This window comes from uncultured Thiodictyon sp. (assembly GCA_903837595.1).
Lineage (GTDB): Bacteria > Pseudomonadota > Gammaproteobacteria > Chromatiales > Chromatiaceae > Thiodictyon.
Window position 1 is genome coordinate 1 of record CAILVI010000006.1, and the last position, 20870, is coordinate 20870.

A 20870-nucleotide genomic window follows, 5' to 3' on the forward strand; every position below is an offset into this window, starting at 1 on the left:
GCCGGTGCCGGCTCGCGTGCCTTGACGGCCGGTGCCGGCTCGCGTGCCCTGGCGGCCGGTGCCGGCTCGCGTGCCTTGGCGACCGGTGCCGGCTCGCGCACCCTGGCGACCGGTGCCGGCTCGCGCACCTTGGCGACCGGTGCCTGCTCGGATGCGTCGGCAGCCGGCGCCGGCTCGCTTGCCTCGGCGGCCGACGCCGGTTCGCTTGCCTTCGCGACCGACGCCTGCTGGCGACGCTCCTGGGCGGGTGTGGCATCCGCCGGCCGCTGGGCGGCCGGCCCCGCTCCCCGCGCAGTGAGTTCGGCCAGCTGGCGCTTCGCCTCCCCCTGGTGCATACAGCCGGCGCCAGTACAGTGTTTCAGGTAGCGCCGATAAGCCGCCAGCGTATTCTCCGTGTGCGCAAGCATGAAGCGTGCGTCATCGTTCAACGCGCGCTGCTGGTCCGCGGTCGCCTGGAGCTTGCCCAGGCCACGGTCGAATGCCCCGTCTATCCGGCTGGCCAGGCGCTGCCTGGCTTCCGCCTCGTGTCGGCAACCGGTGGCGGCGCAGGCGTTCAGATAGGCAAAATAGGCATCACCAGTGTCGGCACGTTGGGCCTTCGCATACTGCTCGTCGTCGCTCTTGGCGTCCCGGCCCGTGACGGCACGCATGGCCTCCTGGGCCTGGGCCTGGTGCCCACACCCGTCAGCCGCGCAGTTCTCCAGATAGTCCCGGTAGGCGGAAGCAACATCCTTACGCAGGGCCATCTCATAGGCCACGTCGTCGCGGTCACGGCGGTCCTGCCCGGGCTCAGCTACCGGTGGTTGTTGGGTCGTCGGCCGTACGGCCAATCCTCGCTCAGACAGATCGTCCGGTCCCAAATCAGCCAGCATGCAGGCATCCAGACAGGCGCGAGAAGGCCCGGTGGGACGCTCTGCCGCAGCCATCGTCCCGGGTACATCGAACCCCTGGGGCTCTTGCCTGGTGCGCTCCCACCAGACGAATGCGCAGCCGATCCCGAGCACCAAGACCCAAGACAACCAGCTGCCCCAGGTGCGCAAAGGTCGCGGCGGTTTCCACGGGGGTATCGGTGCTGGCCGTATCCACGCAGCTGCCGGTATGTCCATGCTGCTGACTGCCGGCGTCGGGGTGGATGGGGGAGGCACCGCCGCGGCCCCACCGGCCAGGAGCGACTGGAACTCTTGGGCGCTCTGCAGGCGCAGTTGCGGACTCTGGGCTAGGGCCGCACCGATGGTCTCACTCAAGGCCGCAGTGACCCCGAAATCGGCCGCAGGTTGGAGGGTATCGTGTTCCTCGCGATCGGTCGCGGCCGGCGGGATGGTACCGGTGACCATCTGATAGAGGACGGCGGCGACGGCATAGATGTCGGTCCACGGGCCCTGGGCCGCCGTGCCATGATATTGCTCGAACGGCGCATAGCCCGCGCTGAGGACCGCGGAGAGGTGGCCGCGACGCTCACCAATGGCTTGGCGGGCGGCACCGAAGCCGATCAGGAGCGGGCTCAGGCCGCCGGACTCCAGATGCACCAGATAGATATGCGCAGGCTTGATATCGCCGTGTAGGGCACCCTTGGCGTGGAGCACCCGCAACCCCGCCAGGAGCGGCAGCAACAATTGCTTGGCCTGCTCCTCCGACAGACGCCCGCCCTTGCACTGAAGGTAGTCGGCGAGCGAGAACCCCTGGTAATAGTCCATGACCACATAGGCGGTGCAGTTGGCCTTGAAGAGCTGGCGAACGCGCGCGAGGCTAGGATGGTGGAGTTGGGCCAGGACGCTTGCCTGGCGCCGGAATTGCTCCAACCCGAACCTGAACGCCACCCCATCCTCCAGCGAATGGCACGCGACGCTCACCCCGTCGGCCGCCCGCCCGGCCAGTTCCCGGGGCAGATACTCCCTGATCGCCACGCAGGCCTCGAGATTGAGATCCCAGCACAGATAGCTGATGCTGAACGCGCCTGGATCAACCAACACCCGCCCGACGACGAACTGCCCGTTGAGCAGCATACGCTGCGGCAGCAGCAGCGGGCTGCGCTGGGCCATCTCGTCATAGCCACAGCGCGGACAGGGGTTGGCCCGGCCTTTTTCGGCGAAACAGCCGGGGCAGCGGGTCGCATGAGCAGGTGCGGTCATCGACTGATCGTCCTCGGTGATGGTGGGCGCCGTGGCCTCAGGCAGATCTAGCCCAAGCTTTAGAGCACCTATATTCTCCGGCCCTGCCAATCACCGCAGCAGTCCCGATGCGGACGGGTATCGATCCTTCGGACTATGGAACCGCCGCCGACCAGAGGAACCGCTCGCCACAGAAGGGGACGAAGAGCAGCGTGGTCGCACCCAACTCGATCTGGTCATAGGGCTTCAGTTCGACAAAGCCGGCCACCTCCTCGTCGTTCACGTAGACCAGGCCGCGGCTCTCGCCCGCGGCGATTCGGAAGGTGTGGCGCCTGGGGTTGTAGCTCAGCACCGCGTGGGTCTCGTGGCTGATACCGCGGTCACCGGCGATGGCGATGTCCATGGCCGGCCCGCGGCCGATGAAATTGCGCTCGGTGTGAATGCGGTAGTCCCGGCCGCGATCCGGGCCTGAGATACAGACCAGCCAACCTACCACCGGATCAATGACGCTGGGCCGCTGGTTCCAGACCGCAGCCGTCGCACCCTCCACCGGGGTGCGATGCTCATGCAGCGGCGCGTCGGTGCGCGTCCGGTCCAGATTGCCCATTGCCCCGGCGTCACCCGCGGACCGGTTGGTATCGTGGGGCCGGGCGGCACTGATCTCTACGGCGATCCCGCAATAGGGGCAGGCCGAGGTCTCGTCCGGATCGTAGAAGTGGCCATTGCCGCAGGGAGTCATTGCCATGGTGCGCCTCGTTTGGAGTTGAGTTGAGCCGTAAGTGAACGCCGATCATCAAAATGCTGATCTTCCGGCGCACGCTGTGCGGTTATCGGCTCTTCAGGGCTTACAGGAGTCAAAAAAATACTTCAAAATCAGCGTACGACTCGCCGACACTCTCCAGATCTTCGGACGATCATGTAATTAACACATATTTTAACCTACTGAGCCACCACAGCGCGATACCCTCGGGGCCTTGAACAGCGCCCCATCACCGCCGGCGACAGACCATTCCAGCGTCCGCTGGCGTCGGCGGGCATCGCGCTGGCCCTCTTTATCAGCCCCGGCAGGCCTGGCGAGCCTCGGCTGCACTCATAATAGCGCGGTCTGGGCAGTGATGAGGCCCATCGCGGCAGCGGCCGGCCCAGGCGTCTTCCATGCCAGCCATCGGCGCCCGATGGACAAGCACATGCCCCTATGATTTCTCAAGATACTTGAAGGTCTCAATCTTCCAATCGGTGCCGTTCCATCGCAGTGGTATCAGACCGCGCCAGCGCTCCTGTTGACCGTCGCGCGTCACACGAGTCCAATCGACCCACACTCTCGCCGATGTTTTACTGATGTCTTTCAGATGCACGGCATGAATCTTAAGAGCACGGGTATGCTCGATGATGGCGCGCGCATGCCTGTCGGGAACATTGAAACAGGCCAGGGCCTCGGTTACCTGTTGGGCACGCACATAGTCGACATAGGCCCATACCTTAGCGACCGACGCCCGCCGGCGGCGCTCTGCGGCCGATAGGACCGGCGTGACTGGCCCGACCGGCGGATCCGGTGGGGCCTCCACGAGCTGCTTGGCCTCCGCCGCCGGTTGGGTGCCCGCTGGCGGTTGGGCTGCCGGATCTGCTCGCCGCTGGCTCCCTGACTCATGTAACGCAGCCAAACCGCGCTCGAATGCCCCTTGCGACTGGGCATCCAGGCGTTGCTTGACCTCCTCCTCGTGCCGGCAGCCGTTAGCGGCACAGGCGTACAGATAGGCAAAATAGGCTTTGCTGGTGTCGGCGCGCTGGGCCTTTGCGTACTCCTCGTCGTCGCGCTGCGCATCCCGACGGGCGAGGACGTCAAGAGCCTCCTGGACCTGGGACCGGTGCCCGCAGCCGTCGGTCGCGCCGCACGTCTCCAGATAGAGCCGGTAGGCGGGGGCGGCATCCTGACGCCGGGCCTCGGCATAGGCCGCCTCGTCGTGGTCAAGGCGCAACTGCTCTGGTCCCGGTGGTTGGCCGGCCACCGGCAGTGCTGGCAAACCGTGCCCAACGACGCCCCGGGCTGGCGCGGCGGCCGCGGCGGCCGTTTCACTCCTTTCGCGGCGCACCAGCTGCTCCTGCGAGGCCATTCCCGACCAGAGCAATCGACCGACACTCCCAAGCACAAGGACCCAGACCAGCAACTTAATCCATGAGGACGAACGCGGTGGCGGTGTCCACACGGGCATTGGTGGGCGCGGCATGGCCGGGCTGCTAGAGGTCAGGTCCAGGGAAGGCGCCAGAGTGGACTCCAGGGACGGCGCAAGGGTTGGGTCGGGAGTGGGCTCCCGGGTCGACCCCGGGGTCGACCCCGGGGTCGGGGTCGGGGTCGGGTTCGGGGTCGGGGTCGGGGTCGGGGTCGGGGTCGCGGTCCGCTCCAGCATCGGCTCCGAGCGATACAAGCACCGGATAGTGAGTTTCTTATTGGTCGGCCCCGGGGCAGACTCCGGGATCGACTCCGGGGGCGGCTCCAGGGTGGGCGCAGGGAGCAGCTTCAAGGTGGGCGCAGGGAGCAGCTTCAGGCTAGACGCCGGGGGCGACAACGGGGTGGACTCCGAGGGCGGCTCCGGGATCAGCTCTGGGGCTAGCTCCAGAGTTGGCTCCCGGGTGAGATCCGGAATCGGCTCCGCGGGCGGCTCCGGAGTTGGCTCCGGAGTGCACTCCAGGGACGACTCCGGGATCGCCGCCGGAGCGGGTTCCAAGGTCAGCTCCGGTGTGCGCCCCAAGGTCAACGCCGGAATGGGCGCCGGAGCGAGTTCCAAGATCGGCTCCCGGGCCGGCGCCAGGATAGGCTCCGGGGGCGACACCGGGGTGGACTCCGAGGGCGGTGCCGGGATCAGCGCTGGGGCTGGCTCCAGCGTCGGCTCCAGCGTCGGCTCCAGAGTTGGCTCCCGGGTGAGATCCGGAATCGGCTCCGCGGGCGGCTCCGGGGTCAACGCGGGGATCGGCGCCGGAGCGGGTTCCAAGGTCGACTCCGGAGCTGACTCAGGAATCGACTCTCGGGGCGGCTTCAGGCCGGGTCCAGACGCCGCCGCACTCGCACCGGCCAAGAGTGACTGGAAGCACTGTACGCTCTGGGGGCGCTGCTGCGGGCTCTGTGCCAGGGCCTCGTCAATGACCTGACTCAGACTCAGGGAAACCCCAAAATCCGCTGCGGCTTGGAGGGTATCGTGTTCGTTGCGATCGATCGCGGCCGGCGGGATGTTACCGGTGACCATCTGATAGAGGACGGCGGCGGCGGCATAGATGTCGGTCCACGGGCCCTGGGCTGCCGTGCCGTGAGATTGCTCGAAGGGTGCGAAGCCCGCACTGACGACGGCGGACATGGAGCGGCTGCGCGCCCCCACAGCCTGGCGGGCACTCCCGAAGTCGATCAGGATCGGGCGCACACCGCCAGAGTCCAGGCGCACCAGATAGATGTTCTGGGGCTTGACGTCACGGTGCAGTAAGCCCTTGGCATGAATCGCCCGCAAGCCATCAAGGATCGGCACCAGCAGTTGCTTGGCCTGATTCTCCGGCAGGCGCCCCCCCTGACTCTGAAGGTACTCGGCGAGCGAGAGTCCCTCGTAATAGTCCATGATCAGATAGGCGGTACCATTGGCCTTGACGAGCTGGCGTACCCGCACCACATTGGGATGATTGATGTGGGCCAGGTTGCGCGCCTCACGCAGGAACCGCTCCAGGCCGAAACTGAAGGTCTCGCCGTCCTTCAGCGCATGGCACACGACGCTCGCTCGGTCGCCCGCCCGCCCGGCCAAGTCCAGGGGCAGGTACTCCTTGATCGCCACCCGCATCTCGAGGTTCAGATCCCAACCCAGATAGGTGATGCCGAACCCGCCTGGCTGGCCCAACCCCCGCCCGACGACGAACTGCCCGTTGAGCAGGATGCGCTGGGGCAGCAGCACGCTGCTGCGCTGCGCCGCTTCGTCATAGCCGCAGTGCGGGCAGGGATTGGTCCGTCCTTTCTCAGCGAAACAGCCGGGGCAGCAGGTCGCGTGGGCAGGTGAGGTCATCGCCTGATAGTCCTCAATGATGGTGGGAGCCTTGGCCCCACATATCCTAGCCGAAATCAACCCATGGTAGGGACATCCCGCGGCCCTGAGGCACCGCCCGGTCAGTCAACGACGCGCGCTCGACGAGGCCATCGCGGGGGAAAACCGCTCCCACGTCGCTCATCAGGGCGGACCAACCTCCTCCGGAGAGACCTCGGCCGGCCCACTGCCAGTCGCGCCGGGGTCCATCGGCGCACCGTCGCTCACGGGTGCGTCAACTGGTACGGGTGGCGCCCGGCGGGCGAAGAGCCCGCTCGGGATCAGCAACAGGGCGAGGATGAGCAGGCCATGGGTGTCCGGGTCCAGCGACACGCGACCCGCGGGCAGGGTGTAGGCCAGCGCGGCGGCGAGCAGGGCTAGACCCAACAACATCGGCCAACCCGGCAGCCCCATGTCGCGGATGCGCTTGACGAGCAGGTTCAACTGGGCCAGGACGAAGAGCAGGCAGCAGAGCCCCAGCAGGGCCGCCACGGGTGGGCCAAAGTGCCCCAACAGCCAGCCCCAGGCCGCGGTCGGGCCATCGAAGAGCAGGGGCTCGGCCAACCCAATGCCGAAGGCGATGCCAACCCCATAGAGGACCGCCAGGACCCAGAGCAGCACCCAGAATCCGAGAAACGGGAGCCGGGCCAGGCGCCCCTGCCGCAGGCCGCCGAAAAAGGCGCTAAACATCGTAGCCCCACAAGGTGCCCGCGGCCATCAGAAGGGACTCCCGGTCAGCCATTTGAGCGGGGGCAGCAGGAGCATCTGTAGCACGACCAAGGCGATCATGACCACCATGGGCGACAGATCGATCCCGCTCACCGGCGGCAGGGCGCGTTGCGCCGGGCGCAGCAGTGGGTCGGTCAGACGCGCCAGCAGTCCGACGACCGGATTGTAGGGGTCGGGATTGATCCAACTGAGCAGCGCCCGGATCAGCACCGCGAACAAGGCAATGTTGATGACCAACTCGAGCAGGGCCGGGAAGGACCAGATCAGGGACCCGAGCGGATTGGCCCCGAGCAACAGGGCCAGCAGGGCCAGTTCCACCGTCTGTAGCAGCCAGGCCAGCACCAGGGATGCGGTATCCATGCCGCCGAGGCTCGGAATCACCTGGCGCAGTGGGGTAAGCACCGGGGAGGTCACGCGCACGATGAACTGGGAGAAGGGGTTGTAGAAGTCCGCCCGCACCCATTGCAGCAGAAAGCGCAGCAGCACCAGCGTGATATAGACCCCGAACAGGGTCTGGATCAGGAACACCAAGGGATTGAGCAGGTAGGCCGAGCTCATGACGACTCCTCCAGCAGGGTCCGGGAGATCTCGGCGGCGCGCTCCCGGGCGGCGTGGGCGGCCCGACCGACCAGGGCGCGCAATCCAGCTTCCTCGAAGACGGCCAGCGCACTCGCGGTAGTACCACCCGGGGAGGTCACCTGCTCACGCAGCCGCGCCGGTGATGAGGCGTTCTCCACCGCCATGCGCGCGGCGCCCAGGGCGGTCTGGATCGTCAGCAGGCGGGCCGTCTCGGCGTCCAGGCCCAGGTCGATCCCGGCCTGTTCCAGGGCCTCCATCAACAGAAAGAAATAGGCCGGACCACTCCCGGAGATAGCGGTGACGGCGTCGATCTGCGCCTCGTCATCCACCCAGCGGATGAGTCCGGCCGCACGCAGGATGGTCTCGGCCCGGTTGCGCCCGTCCTCGCTGACCTCAGGGCTCGCGTGCATCCCGATGGCCCCGGTCTGGACCATGGCCGGGGTGTTGGGCATGGTGCGCACCACCGGCACCGGCGAACCGAGCCAGGTCTGGATGGCCGTCTCCGTGACCCCGGCCATGATCGAGATCACCAGTGGGCCGAGCTCAGAGACCAGGCTGCCGATCTCCCGGCACACGGCCGGGGCCAGTTGCGGCTTGACGCACAGGACCAGGGTGGCCGCATCCGCGATGGCCTGCCGATTGCTTTCATAGGTACGCACACCGAAGCGTTCCGTCAGATCCCGGCGCCGGGCCGCGTCCGGCTCGGCGACGCGGATGGACGCGGGAGGAAAGCCGTCGGCGAGCAGGCCGGCGAGCAGACTGCTCGCCATGTTGCCGCCGCCGATGAAGGCGATACTGGGTTTGCTCATAAGGGTCCCGTGGTGTCACGGTCCGCGTGGACCGTTGGAAGATGCTGCCGGCCCGCGTGCCGCGCCGTTGGGGGGTCAGACGCGATTAGTGGGCCGCGTTGTTATTATACGGGCGCGCCCCGAAGATCGCCGTGCCGATCCGCACCAGGGTTGCCCCCTCCAGGACGGCCGCCTCCAAGTCGTCGGACATGCCCATGGACAGGCAGTCGAGTGGGTGTTCGGGGGTGGCTAGCCGGTCGCGCAGCAGGCGCAGCTCCCGCAACGACTCCCGCTGGAGGCGCACATCGGCGCCGGGGGCCGGCAACGTCATGAGGCCCATGACCTGCAACCCGGGCAATCCGAGGCAGGCCGCGAGCAGGTCCGCGACGGCCGCGGGCACGACCCCGCCCTTGCTCGCCTCGCCGCTCGTGTTGACCTGCAGGCAGACCTTGAGCGGCGGCCGCTCGGCCGGGCGCTGATCACTCAAACGCCGCGCATGCCCCAAGTCCGCCAGCCCGTGGACCCAGTCGAAGTGCGCCGCAATCGGGCGCGTCTTGTTGGTCTGGATACGCCCGATGAAGTGCCATTCGATGGCCAGATCGCAAAGCCCCGCCTGCTTGTCCAGGGCCTCCTGGACATAACTCTCGCCGAAGGCGCGCTGCCCCGCCTGCCAGGCGGCACGCACGGCGTCGGCACCCTGGTGTTTGCTCACCGCGATCAGACCGACTGCATCGGGCGGGCGGCCGGCGTCCAGGGTCGCCGCCAGAATGCGGGCGCGAACCGCGGCGAGGCGGGCAGGGATTGAATCGATCGGGGATGGGCAAGCGGTCATCAACGACCGTCCAGCAGATGATGTAACTGGCGCAGCGCCTGGCCGCGGTGGCTTAGGCGGTTCTTTTCGGCCGGGTCCAGTTCGGCAGCGGTGCAGCCGTGGGTGGGGACCAGGAAGATCGGGTCATAGCCAAAGCCCTGCTCGCCGCGCGGTGCGCGCAGGATCAGGCCCTCCCAGGTTCCCTGGCAGATCAGTGGCGTGGGGTCCTGCGGGTGACGCAGATACACCAGCACGCACTGATAGCGTGCGGTGCGTTCGCCGTCCGCCACGGCGTCGAGCTCGTGCAGCAGTTTCTTGAGATTGTCCGCGTCCGTGGCCCCTGCACCGGCATAGCGGGCGGAGTAGATCCCGGGGGCACCGTGCAGGGCGTCCACCTCGATGCCGGAGTCGTCGGCCAGGGCCGCGAGCCCACTGTGGGCCGCGGCATGACGGGCCTTGAGGATGGCATTCTCCACAAAGGTGAGGCCGGTCTCCGCCACCTCCGGCGCCCCGGTCTCCGCCTGGGAGATCACCCGGATGCGAGCGTCGGCGAGCAGCTGACTGAACTCGCGCACCTTACCCGGGTTGTTACTGGCGAGCACGATGAACTCGCCGCGGTGTGATCGGGTCATCGTCAGATCCCAAGTGCCTGGCGTTGCAGGTCATGGAGTTGGCGAATCCCATAGCCCCCCAGTTCCAGCAGCCCATCCAATTCGGCGCGCGTGAAGGCGGCACCCTCGGCGGTGCCCTGGATCTCGATAAAGCGCCCCTCGGCGTCCATCACCAGGTTCATGTCGGTATGGGCATTGCTGTCCTCCGCGTAGTCCAGGTCGAGAACCGCCTCCGCCTCGTAGATCCCCACCGAGACCGCCGCCACCTGGGTGCGCAGGGGATCGACGGTGAGTGTCCCGGCGGCGCGTAGGCCGGCCAGGGCATCGTAGAGCGCCACCCAGGCGCCGGTGATGGAGGCGGTCCGGGTACCACCGTCGGCCTGAAGCACATCGCAATCAAAGGTGAGGGTGCGCTCACCCAGCGCCCCCAGATCCACCGCGGCACGCAGTGAGCGCCCGATCAGGCGCTGGATCTCCAGGGTCCGACCACCCTGCTTGCCGCGCGCCGCCTCCCGCGGGCTGCGCTCATGGGTGGCGCGCGGCAACATGCCGTATTCGGCGGTGATCCAGCCCCGGCCCTGGCCCTTCATGAAGGGCGGTACCCGCTCCTCGACGCTCGCGGTGCAGAGCACCCGGGTGTCACCGAACTCCACCAGTACCGAGCCCTCGGCATGGCGGGTGTAACCGCGGGTGAAACGGATCGGGCGCAGTTCTTCGGGTTGGCGTGCTGAAGGTCGCATGGGATGGGGTCTCCGGTGGGGTAGCGGTCAATTCGGCCGGTTGGTCGGGGCGCGCGTGCGGTCCGGCCCGCGCTGGGACGGGGCCAGGCCTGACAATTCGGACTGTGGGAGGCTGCCGATTTGACGGGTCAGCGCGTTGAGCAGTTCGCGCGCGTCTTGGGGGCGCTTGGCGGGGTCCATGGCCATGGCCCAGTCTACCGCCTCCAACAGGTAGGCAGGATAGCGATTCTTGAGCTCGACCACGGCGGGGACCAGCGGGTCGTGTGGGCGGCGCTCGATTGAGGGCGGCGGCGTGCAGCCATCCATACAGGTACGCAGGCTGGCCCCCACGGCATAGACATCGGTCCAGGGACCCACATTACCGCTGCGGTAATATTGTTCCACCGGCGAGTAGCCGGAGGTGATCACCTGGCCCCCGCGGGCCCGCCCGCGACTCAACGGATGCACGGCGCCCAAGTCCAGGAGCAGGGGTTGGCGGCTGCGGCCATCGCCGTAGCGCAGGTGAATGTTCCCGGGCTTGACGTCGAGGTGGAGCATCTGGCGTTTGTGCAGCAGGGCCAGTGCGTCGAGCACCGGCAGAAAAACATCCAGGATAAAGGTGGTGCTCAAGCCACCACCGCGCTCAAGGATATAAGCCCCGAGGTTGCGCCCGCGCTCGTTGGGCATCACCAGATAGGCGGTCTGGTTGGCGAGGAAAAAGGCCAGTACACGCACGATATTCGGGTGTTTCAGCGATGCCAGTGCCTTGACCTCCAGGAAGAACAGCTTGCGCCCGCGGTAGAGGTCCTCGGTGTATTTCGCCTCCATGGGAACCACCCACCCACGCTGGTTGCGGCGGGCGATCTTCTGGGGCATGAACTCCTTGATCACCACCTCGTCTCCGGTCTCGTCGATCTGCGCGAGATAGATCAGGCTGAAACCGCCCTTGCCGATGGTCTCCAGGACCCGATAGCCGCCGAGCAGGGTGCCGGGCGGCAGGCTTTCGCGGACAGTCGACAGGGTGCTACGCGGCGGGCTTTCGCGGGAGGCGGACATGGTATCGAACGCCGAACCTCGTTGCTATCTTGGGGGCACGGTAAGGGGCAGCCGGGCGGGACCTGCCCGGCCCGCATGGCCCATCGTCCGGACCCGGCCGCGGGTATGATAGCGTTAACCGTGTCGGTAATCTCCGCCGCCCACCACCTGAGGCACTTTCGGATGATCAAGAGTATGACCGCCTTCGCCCGGGAGACCCGCACCGGGGACTTCGGCGAACTGGCTTGGGAACTGCGCAGTGTCAATCACCGCTTCCTCGAACCCCACCTGCGCCTGCCTGAGGAGCTGCGCGCCCTGGAACCCGCGGTGCGCGAGCGGCTCGGCGCGCGGTTGCAGCGCGGCAAGGTGGACTGCACGCTGCGCTATTGCCCGGCCGTCGGCCTGGTCGGCAGCCTGCGCCTCAACCGTCCCTATGTCGAGCAGTTGCTGGCGGCCGGGCAAGAGATCGCCGACCTGATCGGCCGCTCGGCGGAGCCCTCGGGCTTCGAACTGCTGCGCTGGCCCGGGGTGATCCAGGAGCAGGAGCGGGACCTCAATGAGGTCTCCAAGACCGCCTTGGACCTGCTGGACGCCGCGCTCACCACGTTGCTCGCCACCCGCGAGCGGGAGGGGGCGCGTCTGGGTGTACTCCTCACCGAGCGTTGCGACCGCTTGCAGGAGTCGGTGGTGCGGGTGCGGCTGCGGATGCCCCAGGTGCTCACCGGGGTGCGCAAGCGCCTGACCGACCGGCTTGCGGAGGTGCGCGGTGAACTAGACCCGGGGCGCTTGGAGCAGGAGCTGTCCCTGCTCGCGGCGCGGCTGGATGTGGAGGAAGAAATGGATCGTTTGGAGGCCCATGTGGCCGAGGTCCGGGACGTCTTGAAGCGCGACGAGCCGGTGGGGCGGCGGCTCGACTTCCTGATGCAGGAGTTGAATCGGGAGGCCAACACCCTAGGTTCAAAGTCCGCGGACGTCGAGGTCACGCGCGAGTCGGTGGAGATGAAGGTCCTGATCGAGCAGTTGCGCGAGCAGATCCAAAACCTGGAATGACCCACGCCCCCGTAGGAGCGGCCCCCCCGGCCGCGATGAATCATCTGAAGAGTATCGAATATGAAGCGCGCCCTCTGCCTGTCCCTGGCCTTACTCTTGTCACCGCTCACCAGCCTGCATGCCGAAGGCGTACACAAGACCATCCACTTCCCCCGCGGTCAGAGCGCCACGACCGTGTCGGATAGCGTCGTGCGGGGCGATCGGGACCTCTACGACATCACCGCCAAGGCCGGCCAGACCATGACGGTCAAGATCAGCTCCGTGGAGAACAACGCGGTCTTCACCCTCTATCAGCCCGGGTACCGGGCCACGACCGAGGATGGGATCGCGACAATCAACGGGGCCACCCTGGACGGGGCGGGAGAGGGCGACGATGCCATGCGGTGGCAGGGCACGCTGCCGGCCTCCGGTACCTATCTGATTGAGGTGGGTGGAACCCGCGGTAACGCCACCTACAAGCTGACGGTCGGCATCAAGTAACCGGCCACTCGGTCGCCTGAGTCGCGTCTTCCTGCACCGCGCGATGGGGGCCGTCCATGGCGGCGGCCAGGTCGCGCAGCGTCATGCCCCCCAGGGCCGCCGCCATGGCCTCATCGAGCTGCCGCTCGAGCACCTGGATACCCCGATCCGGGACGGTGCCGGGACCGCCGCCCGCCCCCTCCTCGAAGCACCGCACCGCGTCCAGCAGTGACTTGACGGTGACACTCTCCGGGGCCTTGCCCGGGACATAGCGGGGTGGCTCCTGCGCCGTGCGCAGCAGAAATCCATCCTGTTCCAGGACCTGCAGGATGCGCTCGGTGTTGGCGCTGGGGATGACTAAGGCGGCCGACAGCCTGTCAGCGGTCCAGGGCACCTCGCCCGCAAGAAAGGTGCGGGCGCAATGACCCGCCACCAGCAGGGCCAGGCGCTCGCGCAACCGATTGCTCAGACGCAGGTCGCGGGCGCGGCTCGCGAGATACTCCGGGTGCTGGTGATAGAAGGCAACGCTGGCACCGGTCAGCACGATGAGCCATGCGATATAGAGCCAGATCATGAACAGGATCAGGATCGCCAGGCCCGAATAGATGGCGGTGTACTGGGTGGAGCTGACCATGAAATGGGCGAACAGCCAGCCCATCGCCTGCCACAGCACTCCCGCCACCAGTGCCCCGATCAAAGCCGAGCGTACCCGCACCCGTGCGTTCGGCACAAAGATGTAGATAAACGCAAAGGCGAAGACGATCAGCAGGAAGGGCACCAGGCTGCCGCCGACGTCGATCAGGGTACCGACGGGCTCCACCGCCAGCAGCGACTCCACCAGGGCCGTATTGCGCGCCGAGGCGGACAGGCCCACCGCGGTAAAGAACAGCACCGGCCCGATCAGCAGCACGCTCAAGTACTGGCTCACCCGCTGGGCGAAGGGCCGCGTCTCGGTCACCCGCCAGGTGTCATTGAATACATACTCGATCTTCTGGATCATCGAGACCACGGTATAGACCAGTACCGCCAGGCCCAGCGACCCCAGCACCCCCACCCGCATATTGTCGACGAAGGCGAGCACGTTACGGGCGATCTCCGGGGCCTGGTCGCCCAGGGGTTGCAGTGCATGCAACAGCAGCGGCTGCAGTGCATTGTGTGCCCCGAAGCCCTTGAGTACCGAGAAGCTTACCGCCAGCAGCGGCACCAAGGAGAGCAGCGTCGTATAGACCAGGCTCATCGCCTGGAGCGAGAGATTGCCCTGGGTCGAGTCACGGTAGAGTGCGTAGACCAGCCGGGCGAGCCATACGAGGCGCCAGCGCCAGCGCGGCAGCGCGGCGAGCGGGCTGGACCAGATCAGGGTATCCAGGCGTTCCCACGGGGACCGGGCGGCTGGGTTCATCGGGGGCGGTTTCGCATTGGGGATGGCGGAAGTCGATTGGCAGGTCCGGGCGCGAGTATATCCCGTCGACCGCCCGCACGTGCATGACTGCAGGCCGCCAAACTGGGCGAAGCCCCGATCGGGTCGGGCTGACGGAATTGCGCCCGTCAGCCCTGCCACACCACCGGGCATGCGGTTTCCCGCATCCGGCGGTTGAGCCCGGCGGGCTTAGCCCGCGAGCGTCCACGGTACGGTCAGCCCGCAGCGATTGAGGGTGACGGTCTTCAGCGCTTGGTGGACGACGACGTGGCGGGCCATGGGCCAGGCGCCACGCCGGCAACCGGGCTCTCAAGCGCCAGGTCTCCCCGAGTAAGAACATGTACTTTCTACCCGTGCCGTCAGGCTCTACCTGGTGCGTCTTTCGGTGACTGTTGGATTTCGCGGTCCCTAACCCGCTCATCGCCCGCACCCGGCCTCACTGCCTGTTCGTGTTCCTACGGTCGTGTCGCCGCGTAGCCCTTCTTTCAGCTTAGCCTCGCGGCTTCCACCTTGGGTTTCGCTATGCTTCTTGTCACTCTCTGCGGTTACCTCCTTTCAGGTAACAAGTACATGCCCATGTCGGGCACACTAGGGTCCACTGCGCGGACCGATCGCCGCTCGCTGAAGTGATGATCAAGGCCGGCGCGAGCGAGTGGCGCGCGCTGTAACCCGACATCGTGCTGTTGAAGGTCTGATTGCGCTACGCTAACCCGCGCGACGAGCCGCATCGCTCGCTCAGTACAAGCGTGTAACCAGGCCGCGCTGGTACCCAGCGGATAAGTACGGTGATGGCAGGCATTATGGCCGGTACTGAGCGATTTGGTCTATGTCCAAGGCCCTTTTGTGCGCGTCCGAAGCGATTCTGTACAGCCCTGGAACTACGCCGCGCCAAGCCAATAAGCCAATGATTTTATATCTCTTTATTCGCGGACGACGGCAACAGCAGCGCCGGTGGCGCCAGTGCATGATTGGGTACAGGCACAAAACGCAAGAGTACCTGTTAAGACCGGATGAGGACAGGTACTCGGCGTTGCCCGCCTCGTGACACTCCCATAGGTCCCCTTGACAGCACGCTGATACGAGGCACAATGTCGCCGCGGACGCACCCTCACGTCCGCATCGGTTCCGCTCCCTCTATCAGCATCAGCAAGAGAGAATCGCGCATCATGCCGATGCAGCGTTATGTTCCCAACACCGAAACCGAGCGCAACGCCTGGCTGAGGCGTTACGCGGCGATGCTGCAAAAATATGCCGCGTTCATCGGTATCGGCGCCGAGGAACTTGCCGATACCCTGGCGGGCATCGCCTACTATCTTTGGATGTCGGAGACCTTCTGCCCCGCCGTCCGCCAGGATGGGGTGGACGCCATCGCGGCCAGGAACCATCTCGCCAGCGGCACGGGGTCCGAGCCCGTCCCCGTGCCGACCCCCCGGACCTTCGCGCCACCGCCGCCGGCCGTGCTGCCCGGCCTGTTCAACCGGATCTTCAAGCAGGTGCAGCGCATCAAGCTGCACCCCGGATATGACGAGGGTATCGGCCGGGAACTGGGCATCCTGCCGATCGTCGACGCCACCGAGCATCCGGTGCCCGAGTTCACCCTCACCACCGTGCAAGGTGCCAAGGTGGTGGAGGTACATATCGACTACACCAAATTTGGCCATGGCGGCGTCCTGGTCGACTGCCGCATCAATGCCGGCCCCTGGTTGCCGCTCGGTCATTTCACCCAAAAGACGATCTGTGACAGCCGCCCGCTCGCCATCCCGGGTGTCCCGGAGACCCGCGACTACCGCCTGCGCTGGTGCCACAAGGACCAGGCCCATGGCGACTGGAGCATCGTGCAGACGGCGCTGGTGGGGGCTTGAGGGGCGTTGAATGGATGAGCGAACGAGGGGCTCATCATCCGAACGGGCTCCCGCACTCCGACGTGGGAGTCAGCGCGGGTGCTTCGCGTCCAGCGGCCAGATCGGACGCAGAGCGCCCGCACGGCATTCCCACGCTGGAGCGTGGGAACCAGAGAGGGTGAAAAAAGTTAAGAGTCATAAAATGTATGGGTTAGCGGTCCTGGGCAAGCCGTAGACCCAATCTAACGTCGCGGAAGTCGGGAGGGTTCCAAGAGCGGTTCGATACACGCGTGCCCCACGAGAGGAACCAAGAACCGCCGCGCAACACCCGGCCAGCGGATCGGCAAGAACTGGACCATTCTGAGCCGTCGGACGGGGCGCCGGTATAGCCGTGATGGTAGCGGTCCTGCACCCATTCCCAGACATTCCCCACGGTGTCATAGAGTCCGAAGCCATTGGGCTTGAATGAGCCGACCGGGGCCGCCTCCTTGCCATCCCATTGACTGCCGCACTCGCGACAGTTGGCATTGCCCTTGCCGATCTTCGCGCCCCACCAATAGGGGGTGTCGCTCCCAGCCCGGGCGGCATATTCCCATTCCACCTCGGTCGGCAGGCGATAGGGCTGGCTGCTGCCCTTGGCGTTCAGGCGCCCGAGGAAGGCCTGGATGTCATTCCAGGAGACGTTCACCGGCCTATCATCGCCCTTGAAGCTGGAGGGGTTCGGCTGATCGGTCATCACCGCCTGCCATTGTGCCGGGGTGACCTCGTAGCGGCCCAGCCGGAAGGATTTGATGGTGACCTGATGGGGCGTGCCCTCGTCAGGATAGCACTGGCTATCGCCGGGGCTGCAACCCATCTGGAAGCTACCACCCGGGATCGTGACCATCTCCCATGCGATGGTTCCGACCGGGTCTTGGCGGGGCATTGTTTGCCGCTCGGCGGCCTTTGCCCTCTCATCCCATTGCTGCGCCTCGGCCATGGCCAGCTCGCGCGCCTCGGCCTCGCCCGCCGCCTTGGCAAGTGCGCGATACATCTCGGCACGGTCGCGCGCGAAGGCGAGCACCTGCTCCGGCGCCTGATTGGCGGCCTGCTGGAGTGGCCGATCCGCCGCCGCCTCGTCCCCGCGCTTGAGTGCCTCCCGGGCCTGGGCGAGCAGATAGGTCGGCGAGTCGATCAAGTCTCTATAAAGGATCGGGGCAACGACAACGCCAAGAACCAGCAGGGCGAGCACGGCAAGGGCGCTGGCGACGCGATGGCGGCGCCACCAGGGCGGCCGGATGGATATCTGAGCCGAGGCCGGCGGGGTCTGGATCGGTCCCGCCGCCAGCTGGACCGGAGGCGTTGTGACCGGGGGCGTCCGCGGCGTCTGGGCGCGCGGCGTGGGCGTCCGCGCTGGCGCCGTGGGTGGCGGAAAGGGGTCGATCCCGCCCAGGGCTTGAGTGCGCGCGCACCAGGTGCGGCGACCCTGGTCACGGTGATAATGGTGCTGCGGGTTGGCCTTACAGGCGGTCAGTTCGGCCTCGGCCTGCGCCAGGGCCTTGGCCCAGTCCCGCGCGCTGGGGCGCTGCCCGGGGTTGGCGTGTCCGGCATGAAAGGCTGCGCGGAACAGGTGCCGCAAGGGCGGCGCCAGTTCGCTGAAGAGTGGCAAGGGAGGGGCCGCAGCGGCGGCGCCGGGTACAAAGGGAAAGAGCCCGCGCCGGATGCGCTCCTCCAGTTCGGGCGGTCCGCCCTTGCCGCGAAAGGGGTGGCTGCCCTCCTGCAGGATTTGAAACACCAAGATGGCCAGGGCGAAGCGGTCGTGCTCCTCGTTGCGCCGCAGCCGGCTGAAGTCCTGGCCCTGGATCTCGGGGGCGGTATAGTCGGCCTTGCCGACCGGGCATAGATAGGGCGGGCCGGCGGGGTTGGGGACCTGGAAGGAGTCGGTATCCACCAGGGTGAGTAGCGCGGTGCCCTGCACCAGGCAGTTGCTTTCGTTGAGGTCCCCGACACAGTAGCCCTTGGCATGGATGGCAGCCACCGCGGAGGCGAGGTTGCGCGCGGCCACGTGCAGGTAGCGCCAATGGAAGCCGCGGGCCTTCTGGCCGCGGCTATGCAGGCTATAGACCCCGTGCAGCGGCAGGCCACTCCTGATCCTGGGCATGGCATAGTCATAGACGGCACCCTCGCCCCCGCGCGCCAACTCGCGGCCGAGCGTGATGACCTTCTTTGTCTTGAGGAGTATGTAACTCGGGGGCGGCATGGGGACCATCCGGTGGCGGCGCTGCTGTTAGGCGGGCGGGTCGGTACGCACGGCGATGACCAGGATCTTGTCGTCATCGGTCTTGGCGCAGACCCGTTCGGACTCCAGGAAGGCGCTCAGCTGTTCGGCATGCCGGCCCGCGTCCGGCTGGCGGCGGATGAAGTTGAAGAGCGGGTCGAAGAAGGGGGCGTGCGGGAGCGGCGGCCGGCCGGTCATGTTCAGGGCGAGCATCTGCAGGCCATCGGAGAAGAGTGTAATGGCATCCGGGGCACCATCGCGATAGGCAAACTGGGCGTCTTGCAGGCAGGTGTCTGAGATCAAAAAAACGGTTTCGTTCAGATATTCCCCTTGCTGCGGGGCAGTGAGCAGGGCGAGGTCGCCCTCTCCCGGCATGGGGCGATAGGCGATGGCGCCATCGCCGACCTGGACACCGACCAGCGCGTCGGCCGTGATCAGGGTCAACAGAAAGGTGCAGGCGAGTTCGCGCGGGGGGCAGTCCAGGCGCCGCGCCTCGGCCGCGAGTTCGGCGGGCAGGTGTTCGAGCAGGGTGCGCAGCTCTGCTTCCCAGGCGGCGGGACCGGTGGGCAGAGGGCGCCCGGCCTGGAACCAGGCCAGGGCGCAGGCCGTTGCCTGCTGAGCCGCCAGTTCGGCATGGCGGGCGGAGCCGGCGCCATCGGCGACCGCCAGGACCAGCAGGTCGGCGGTGTCGAGGATGGCCTGGGCGTCCTGGCAGGGTGTTCCGGTCTTGGCGTGGCCGGAGCCCGTGACCGACAGGCCGCTGTGGCGCAAGGCCATCTCAGACCACCCAGTCCTTGGCCGGTTCCAGTGCCACCTGGTCGCCCGGTTGGGAATGGGCGACGGCCTGGGTGCTGCGCGAGAGCCAGACGAACATCTCCTGGAAGTGGACGCCCTTGAGGGGATGGGCTTGCGGGCGGAGAAATGGGCCAGGACGCCGAGATCGGCACCGCTGACACCGACCGCCCAGAAGGCGACCTTCTTGTTGCTGTCGGCCGCGGCGGCGCGGCGCGCGGCGGCCTCCCAGGTGTCGGTGGGTGCGCCGTCGGTGATCAGGAAAAGCCAGGGGCGATAGTAGGCGATGCCGTTGTCGTTGTCGTTTTAGGCGCGCTTGCGGGCCTCGATCATGTCCAGGGCCTGTTCGACCGCGGCGCCCATGGGGGTGTCGCCGGTCACGGTGAGGGTCGGGGCCTCGAATTGGTCGGCGGTGACGAAATCCTGGATGGTCTGGACGCTGCCGCCGAAGGTGAGGATGCCGACCTCCACTCGCTTGGCCGCCAGTTCGTCCGCGCGCAGGGCGCTTTGGAAGACCCGCAGGCCTTCATTGAGCGCGGCGATGCGCTCGCCCTCCATGGAACCGGACACGTCCAGCACCAGCAGGCAGGCGCAGCGCGGTTCGGGGTTGACGGCAAAGGCGACGGTATCCAGTTCGCAGCTCATGGCGGGGCGGTCCTCGGGTCAGGTTGGTGACCAGCCGAATGCTACGTCTGCAACGGGATGCGCATAAGGGAAAAGAGGTTGCGCCTCGGTGGGTATAGCAGCGCAAAGTCTGAGTTCTCTTGGATATCCCGGCAGCCGCCACCGACTAACGGCCATGGCGCCCGCGCCACCCCGAACGATGAAAGTGGCGGGCGCCTGGGCCGTTCCCCTCCCCGGCCCTCCCCCAATAGGGTAGGGGGAAGTGGAGCGCGCTCCCGGCGCGACTTTCACGGTAACGGCAGCTCGACCTCCGGTTGCAAATGATCAAAGCCCTGAGCACGGGCGGAGTCTATGGCAACAACTCAGCGACCGCTATAGTCAGTGTAGGGAAGACGTCGGACCTGATACGACCCTGCTCCGGAAACACGGTCTTGAATGCATATCCGTGCGGTCCGGGTCGGGTCAGGACTTCCAGCACCCGCCCGCGGACATTGAGTATCCAATATTCCGGGATGCCATTGCGGGCGTAGGCGGCGGCCTTGGCGGTGCGATCGTATTCCAGCGTGGAATCAGAGACCTCAATGACCAGCAGGGCCTGGGTGGGATGCGAATTGGCGTAATCCCGCGGCACCCCAGGGACGACGCAGAGGTCGGGTTCCGGCTCGGAGCGATTATCCAAGGCAATTGGACGCGCACCAGGTATCCGGCGGGAAGTCGTTGGCGCAGGGCCTCAGCGACCAGTTGGGTAGCGGTGACGCGCAAAGGTGCTTGCGGCGACTGCGCGATGATTGCTCCATCCAGCAGTTCGAGCCGGGCATCCGGGGCGAAGCGTCCCATCTCGGACATCCGTTCGTATTCCGCCCGGGTCCAGTGATGGACCGCAGGGACCCTCAGGGGCTGTTGCAGGGTAGCGGATATGGCGGCGATCTCCGAATTGGACTTGCTCATGGTTCCGGGCGTCGGCGGTCCCGGCGCAGAGCGCCTGGCACATGCGTGAC

The 20870-nt window shown here is 66.7% G+C and carries 19 protein-coding genes; 4 read left to right on the top strand and 15 right to left on the bottom strand.

The genetic code is table 11. The features are described 5' to 3' along the window. The 10 genes from QZY44_RS00265 to QZY44_RS00310 form a co-directional block, all read right to left on the bottom strand. On the bottom strand, window positions 1-2129 hold a 2129-nt coding region (locus QZY44_RS00265), incomplete at its 3' end, for a protein kinase (RefSeq protein WP_295440591.1). 133 nt (window positions 2130-2262) lie between these two features. Then, window positions 2263-2853 (bottom strand): FHA domain-containing protein, encoded by a 591-nt coding sequence (locus QZY44_RS00270; RefSeq protein WP_295440593.1) that lies wholly within the window; start codon window positions 2851-2853, stop codon window positions 2263-2265. 448 nt (window positions 2854-3301) lie between these two features. Then, window positions 3302-6142, bottom strand: a complete 2841-nt coding sequence (locus tag QZY44_RS00275; RefSeq protein WP_295440595.1) for a serine/threonine protein kinase — start codon at window positions 6140-6142, stop codon at window positions 3302-3304. Window positions 6143-6304: 162 nt separating this feature from the next. Continuing rightward, complete coding sequence (locus QZY44_RS00280; protein ID WP_295440597.1) at window positions 6305-6850, bottom strand: DUF805 domain-containing protein; 546 nt, start codon at window positions 6848-6850, stop codon at window positions 6305-6307. Window positions 6851-6877: 27 nt separating this feature from the next. Next, window positions 6878-7447, bottom strand: coding sequence for a YggT family protein (locus QZY44_RS00285; protein WP_295440600.1), 570 nt, complete (start codon window positions 7445-7447; stop codon window positions 6878-6880). Then, a complete protein-coding gene (proC, locus tag QZY44_RS00290; protein ID WP_295440602.1) occupies window positions 7444-8277 on the bottom strand; it encodes a pyrroline-5-carboxylate reductase in 834 nt (277 codons plus the stop codon). The genes QZY44_RS00285 and proC overlap by 4 nt, the downstream gene beginning before the upstream one ends. A gap of 85 nt (window positions 8278-8362) precedes the next feature. After that, the gene (locus QZY44_RS00295) at window positions 8363-9088 is read right to left on the bottom strand and encodes a YggS family pyridoxal phosphate-dependent enzyme (protein ID WP_295440604.1); all 726 of its coding nucleotides are present in this window, start codon (window positions 9086-9088) and stop codon (window positions 8363-8365) included. Continuing rightward, complete coding sequence (gene rdgB / locus QZY44_RS00300; RefSeq protein WP_295440606.1) at window positions 9088-9699, bottom strand: RdgB/HAM1 family non-canonical purine NTP pyrophosphatase; 612 nt, start codon at window positions 9697-9699, stop codon at window positions 9088-9090. Before rdgB ends, QZY44_RS00295 begins: the two co-directional genes overlap by 1 nt. Before the next feature lie 2 nt (window positions 9700-9701). Further along, on the bottom strand, window positions 9702-10418 hold the full coding sequence (gene rph / locus QZY44_RS00305; RefSeq protein WP_295440608.1) for a ribonuclease PH: 717 nt from the start codon (window positions 10416-10418) through the stop codon (window positions 9702-9704). A gap of 27 nt (window positions 10419-10445) precedes the next feature. After that, the gene (locus QZY44_RS00310) at window positions 10446-11417 is read right to left on the bottom strand and encodes a serine/threonine-protein kinase (protein WP_295440672.1); all 972 of its coding nucleotides are present in this window, start codon (window positions 11415-11417) and stop codon (window positions 10446-10448) included. Between the two features lie 198 nt (window positions 11418-11615). Here QZY44_RS00310 and QZY44_RS00315 point away from each other — a divergent pair, with 198 nt between their 5' ends. Both QZY44_RS00315 and QZY44_RS00320 read left to right on the top strand, forming a co-directional pair. Beyond that, a complete protein-coding gene (locus QZY44_RS00315; RefSeq protein WP_295440609.1) occupies window positions 11616-12482 on the top strand; it encodes a YicC/YloC family endoribonuclease in 867 nt (288 codons plus the stop codon). Between the two features lie 60 nt (window positions 12483-12542). Next, a complete protein-coding gene (locus QZY44_RS00320) occupies window positions 12543-12962 on the top strand; it encodes a hypothetical protein (RefSeq protein ID WP_295440611.1) in 420 nt (139 codons plus the stop codon). Here QZY44_RS00320 and QZY44_RS00325 read toward each other — a convergent pair. Then, window positions 12955-14340 (bottom strand): YhjD/YihY/BrkB family envelope integrity protein, encoded by a 1386-nt coding sequence (locus QZY44_RS00325; RefSeq protein WP_295440613.1) that lies wholly within the window; start codon window positions 14338-14340, stop codon window positions 12955-12957. The two genes, QZY44_RS00320 and QZY44_RS00325, sit on opposite strands and share 8 nt — an antisense overlap. 1184 nt (window positions 14341-15524) lie before the next feature. On the opposite strand from QZY44_RS00325, the gene QZY44_RS00330 reads away from it, so the two are divergent. Next, a complete protein-coding gene (locus QZY44_RS00330) occupies window positions 15525-16220 on the top strand; it encodes a hypothetical protein (protein WP_295440615.1) in 696 nt (231 codons plus the stop codon). Window positions 16221-16410: 190 nt separating this feature from the next. On the opposite strand, the gene QZY44_RS00335 is transcribed toward QZY44_RS00330, so the two are convergent. Next, window positions 16411-18438: an SUMF1/EgtB/PvdO family nonheme iron enzyme gene (locus tag QZY44_RS00335; RefSeq protein WP_295440617.1), complete on the bottom strand. Its 2028-nt coding sequence runs from the start codon at window positions 18436-18438 to the stop codon at window positions 16411-16413. A 27-nt stretch (window positions 18439-18465) separates the two neighbouring features. Continuing rightward, window positions 18466-19227: a PP2C family serine/threonine-protein phosphatase gene (locus tag QZY44_RS00340; protein WP_295440619.1), complete on the bottom strand. Its 762-nt coding sequence runs from the start codon at window positions 19225-19227 to the stop codon at window positions 18466-18468. Here QZY44_RS00340 and QZY44_RS00345 point away from each other — a divergent pair. After that, window positions 19202-19528 (top strand): hypothetical protein, encoded by a 327-nt coding sequence (locus tag QZY44_RS00345; RefSeq protein WP_295440620.1) that lies wholly within the window; start codon window positions 19202-19204, stop codon window positions 19526-19528. The genes QZY44_RS00340 and QZY44_RS00345 overlap by 26 nt on opposite strands. 26 nt (window positions 19529-19554) lie before the next feature. Here QZY44_RS00345 and QZY44_RS00350 read toward each other — a convergent pair whose 3' ends face one another. Continuing rightward, window positions 19555-19893 (bottom strand): VWA domain-containing protein, encoded by a 339-nt coding sequence (locus QZY44_RS00350; RefSeq protein ID WP_295440622.1) that lies wholly within the window; start codon window positions 19891-19893, stop codon window positions 19555-19557. Between the two features lie 328 nt (window positions 19894-20221). Beyond that, window positions 20222-20551: a Uma2 family endonuclease gene (locus QZY44_RS00355; RefSeq protein WP_295440623.1), complete on the bottom strand. Its 330-nt coding sequence runs from the start codon at window positions 20549-20551 to the stop codon at window positions 20222-20224. Between the last annotated feature and the right edge of the window lie 319 nt (window positions 20552-20870).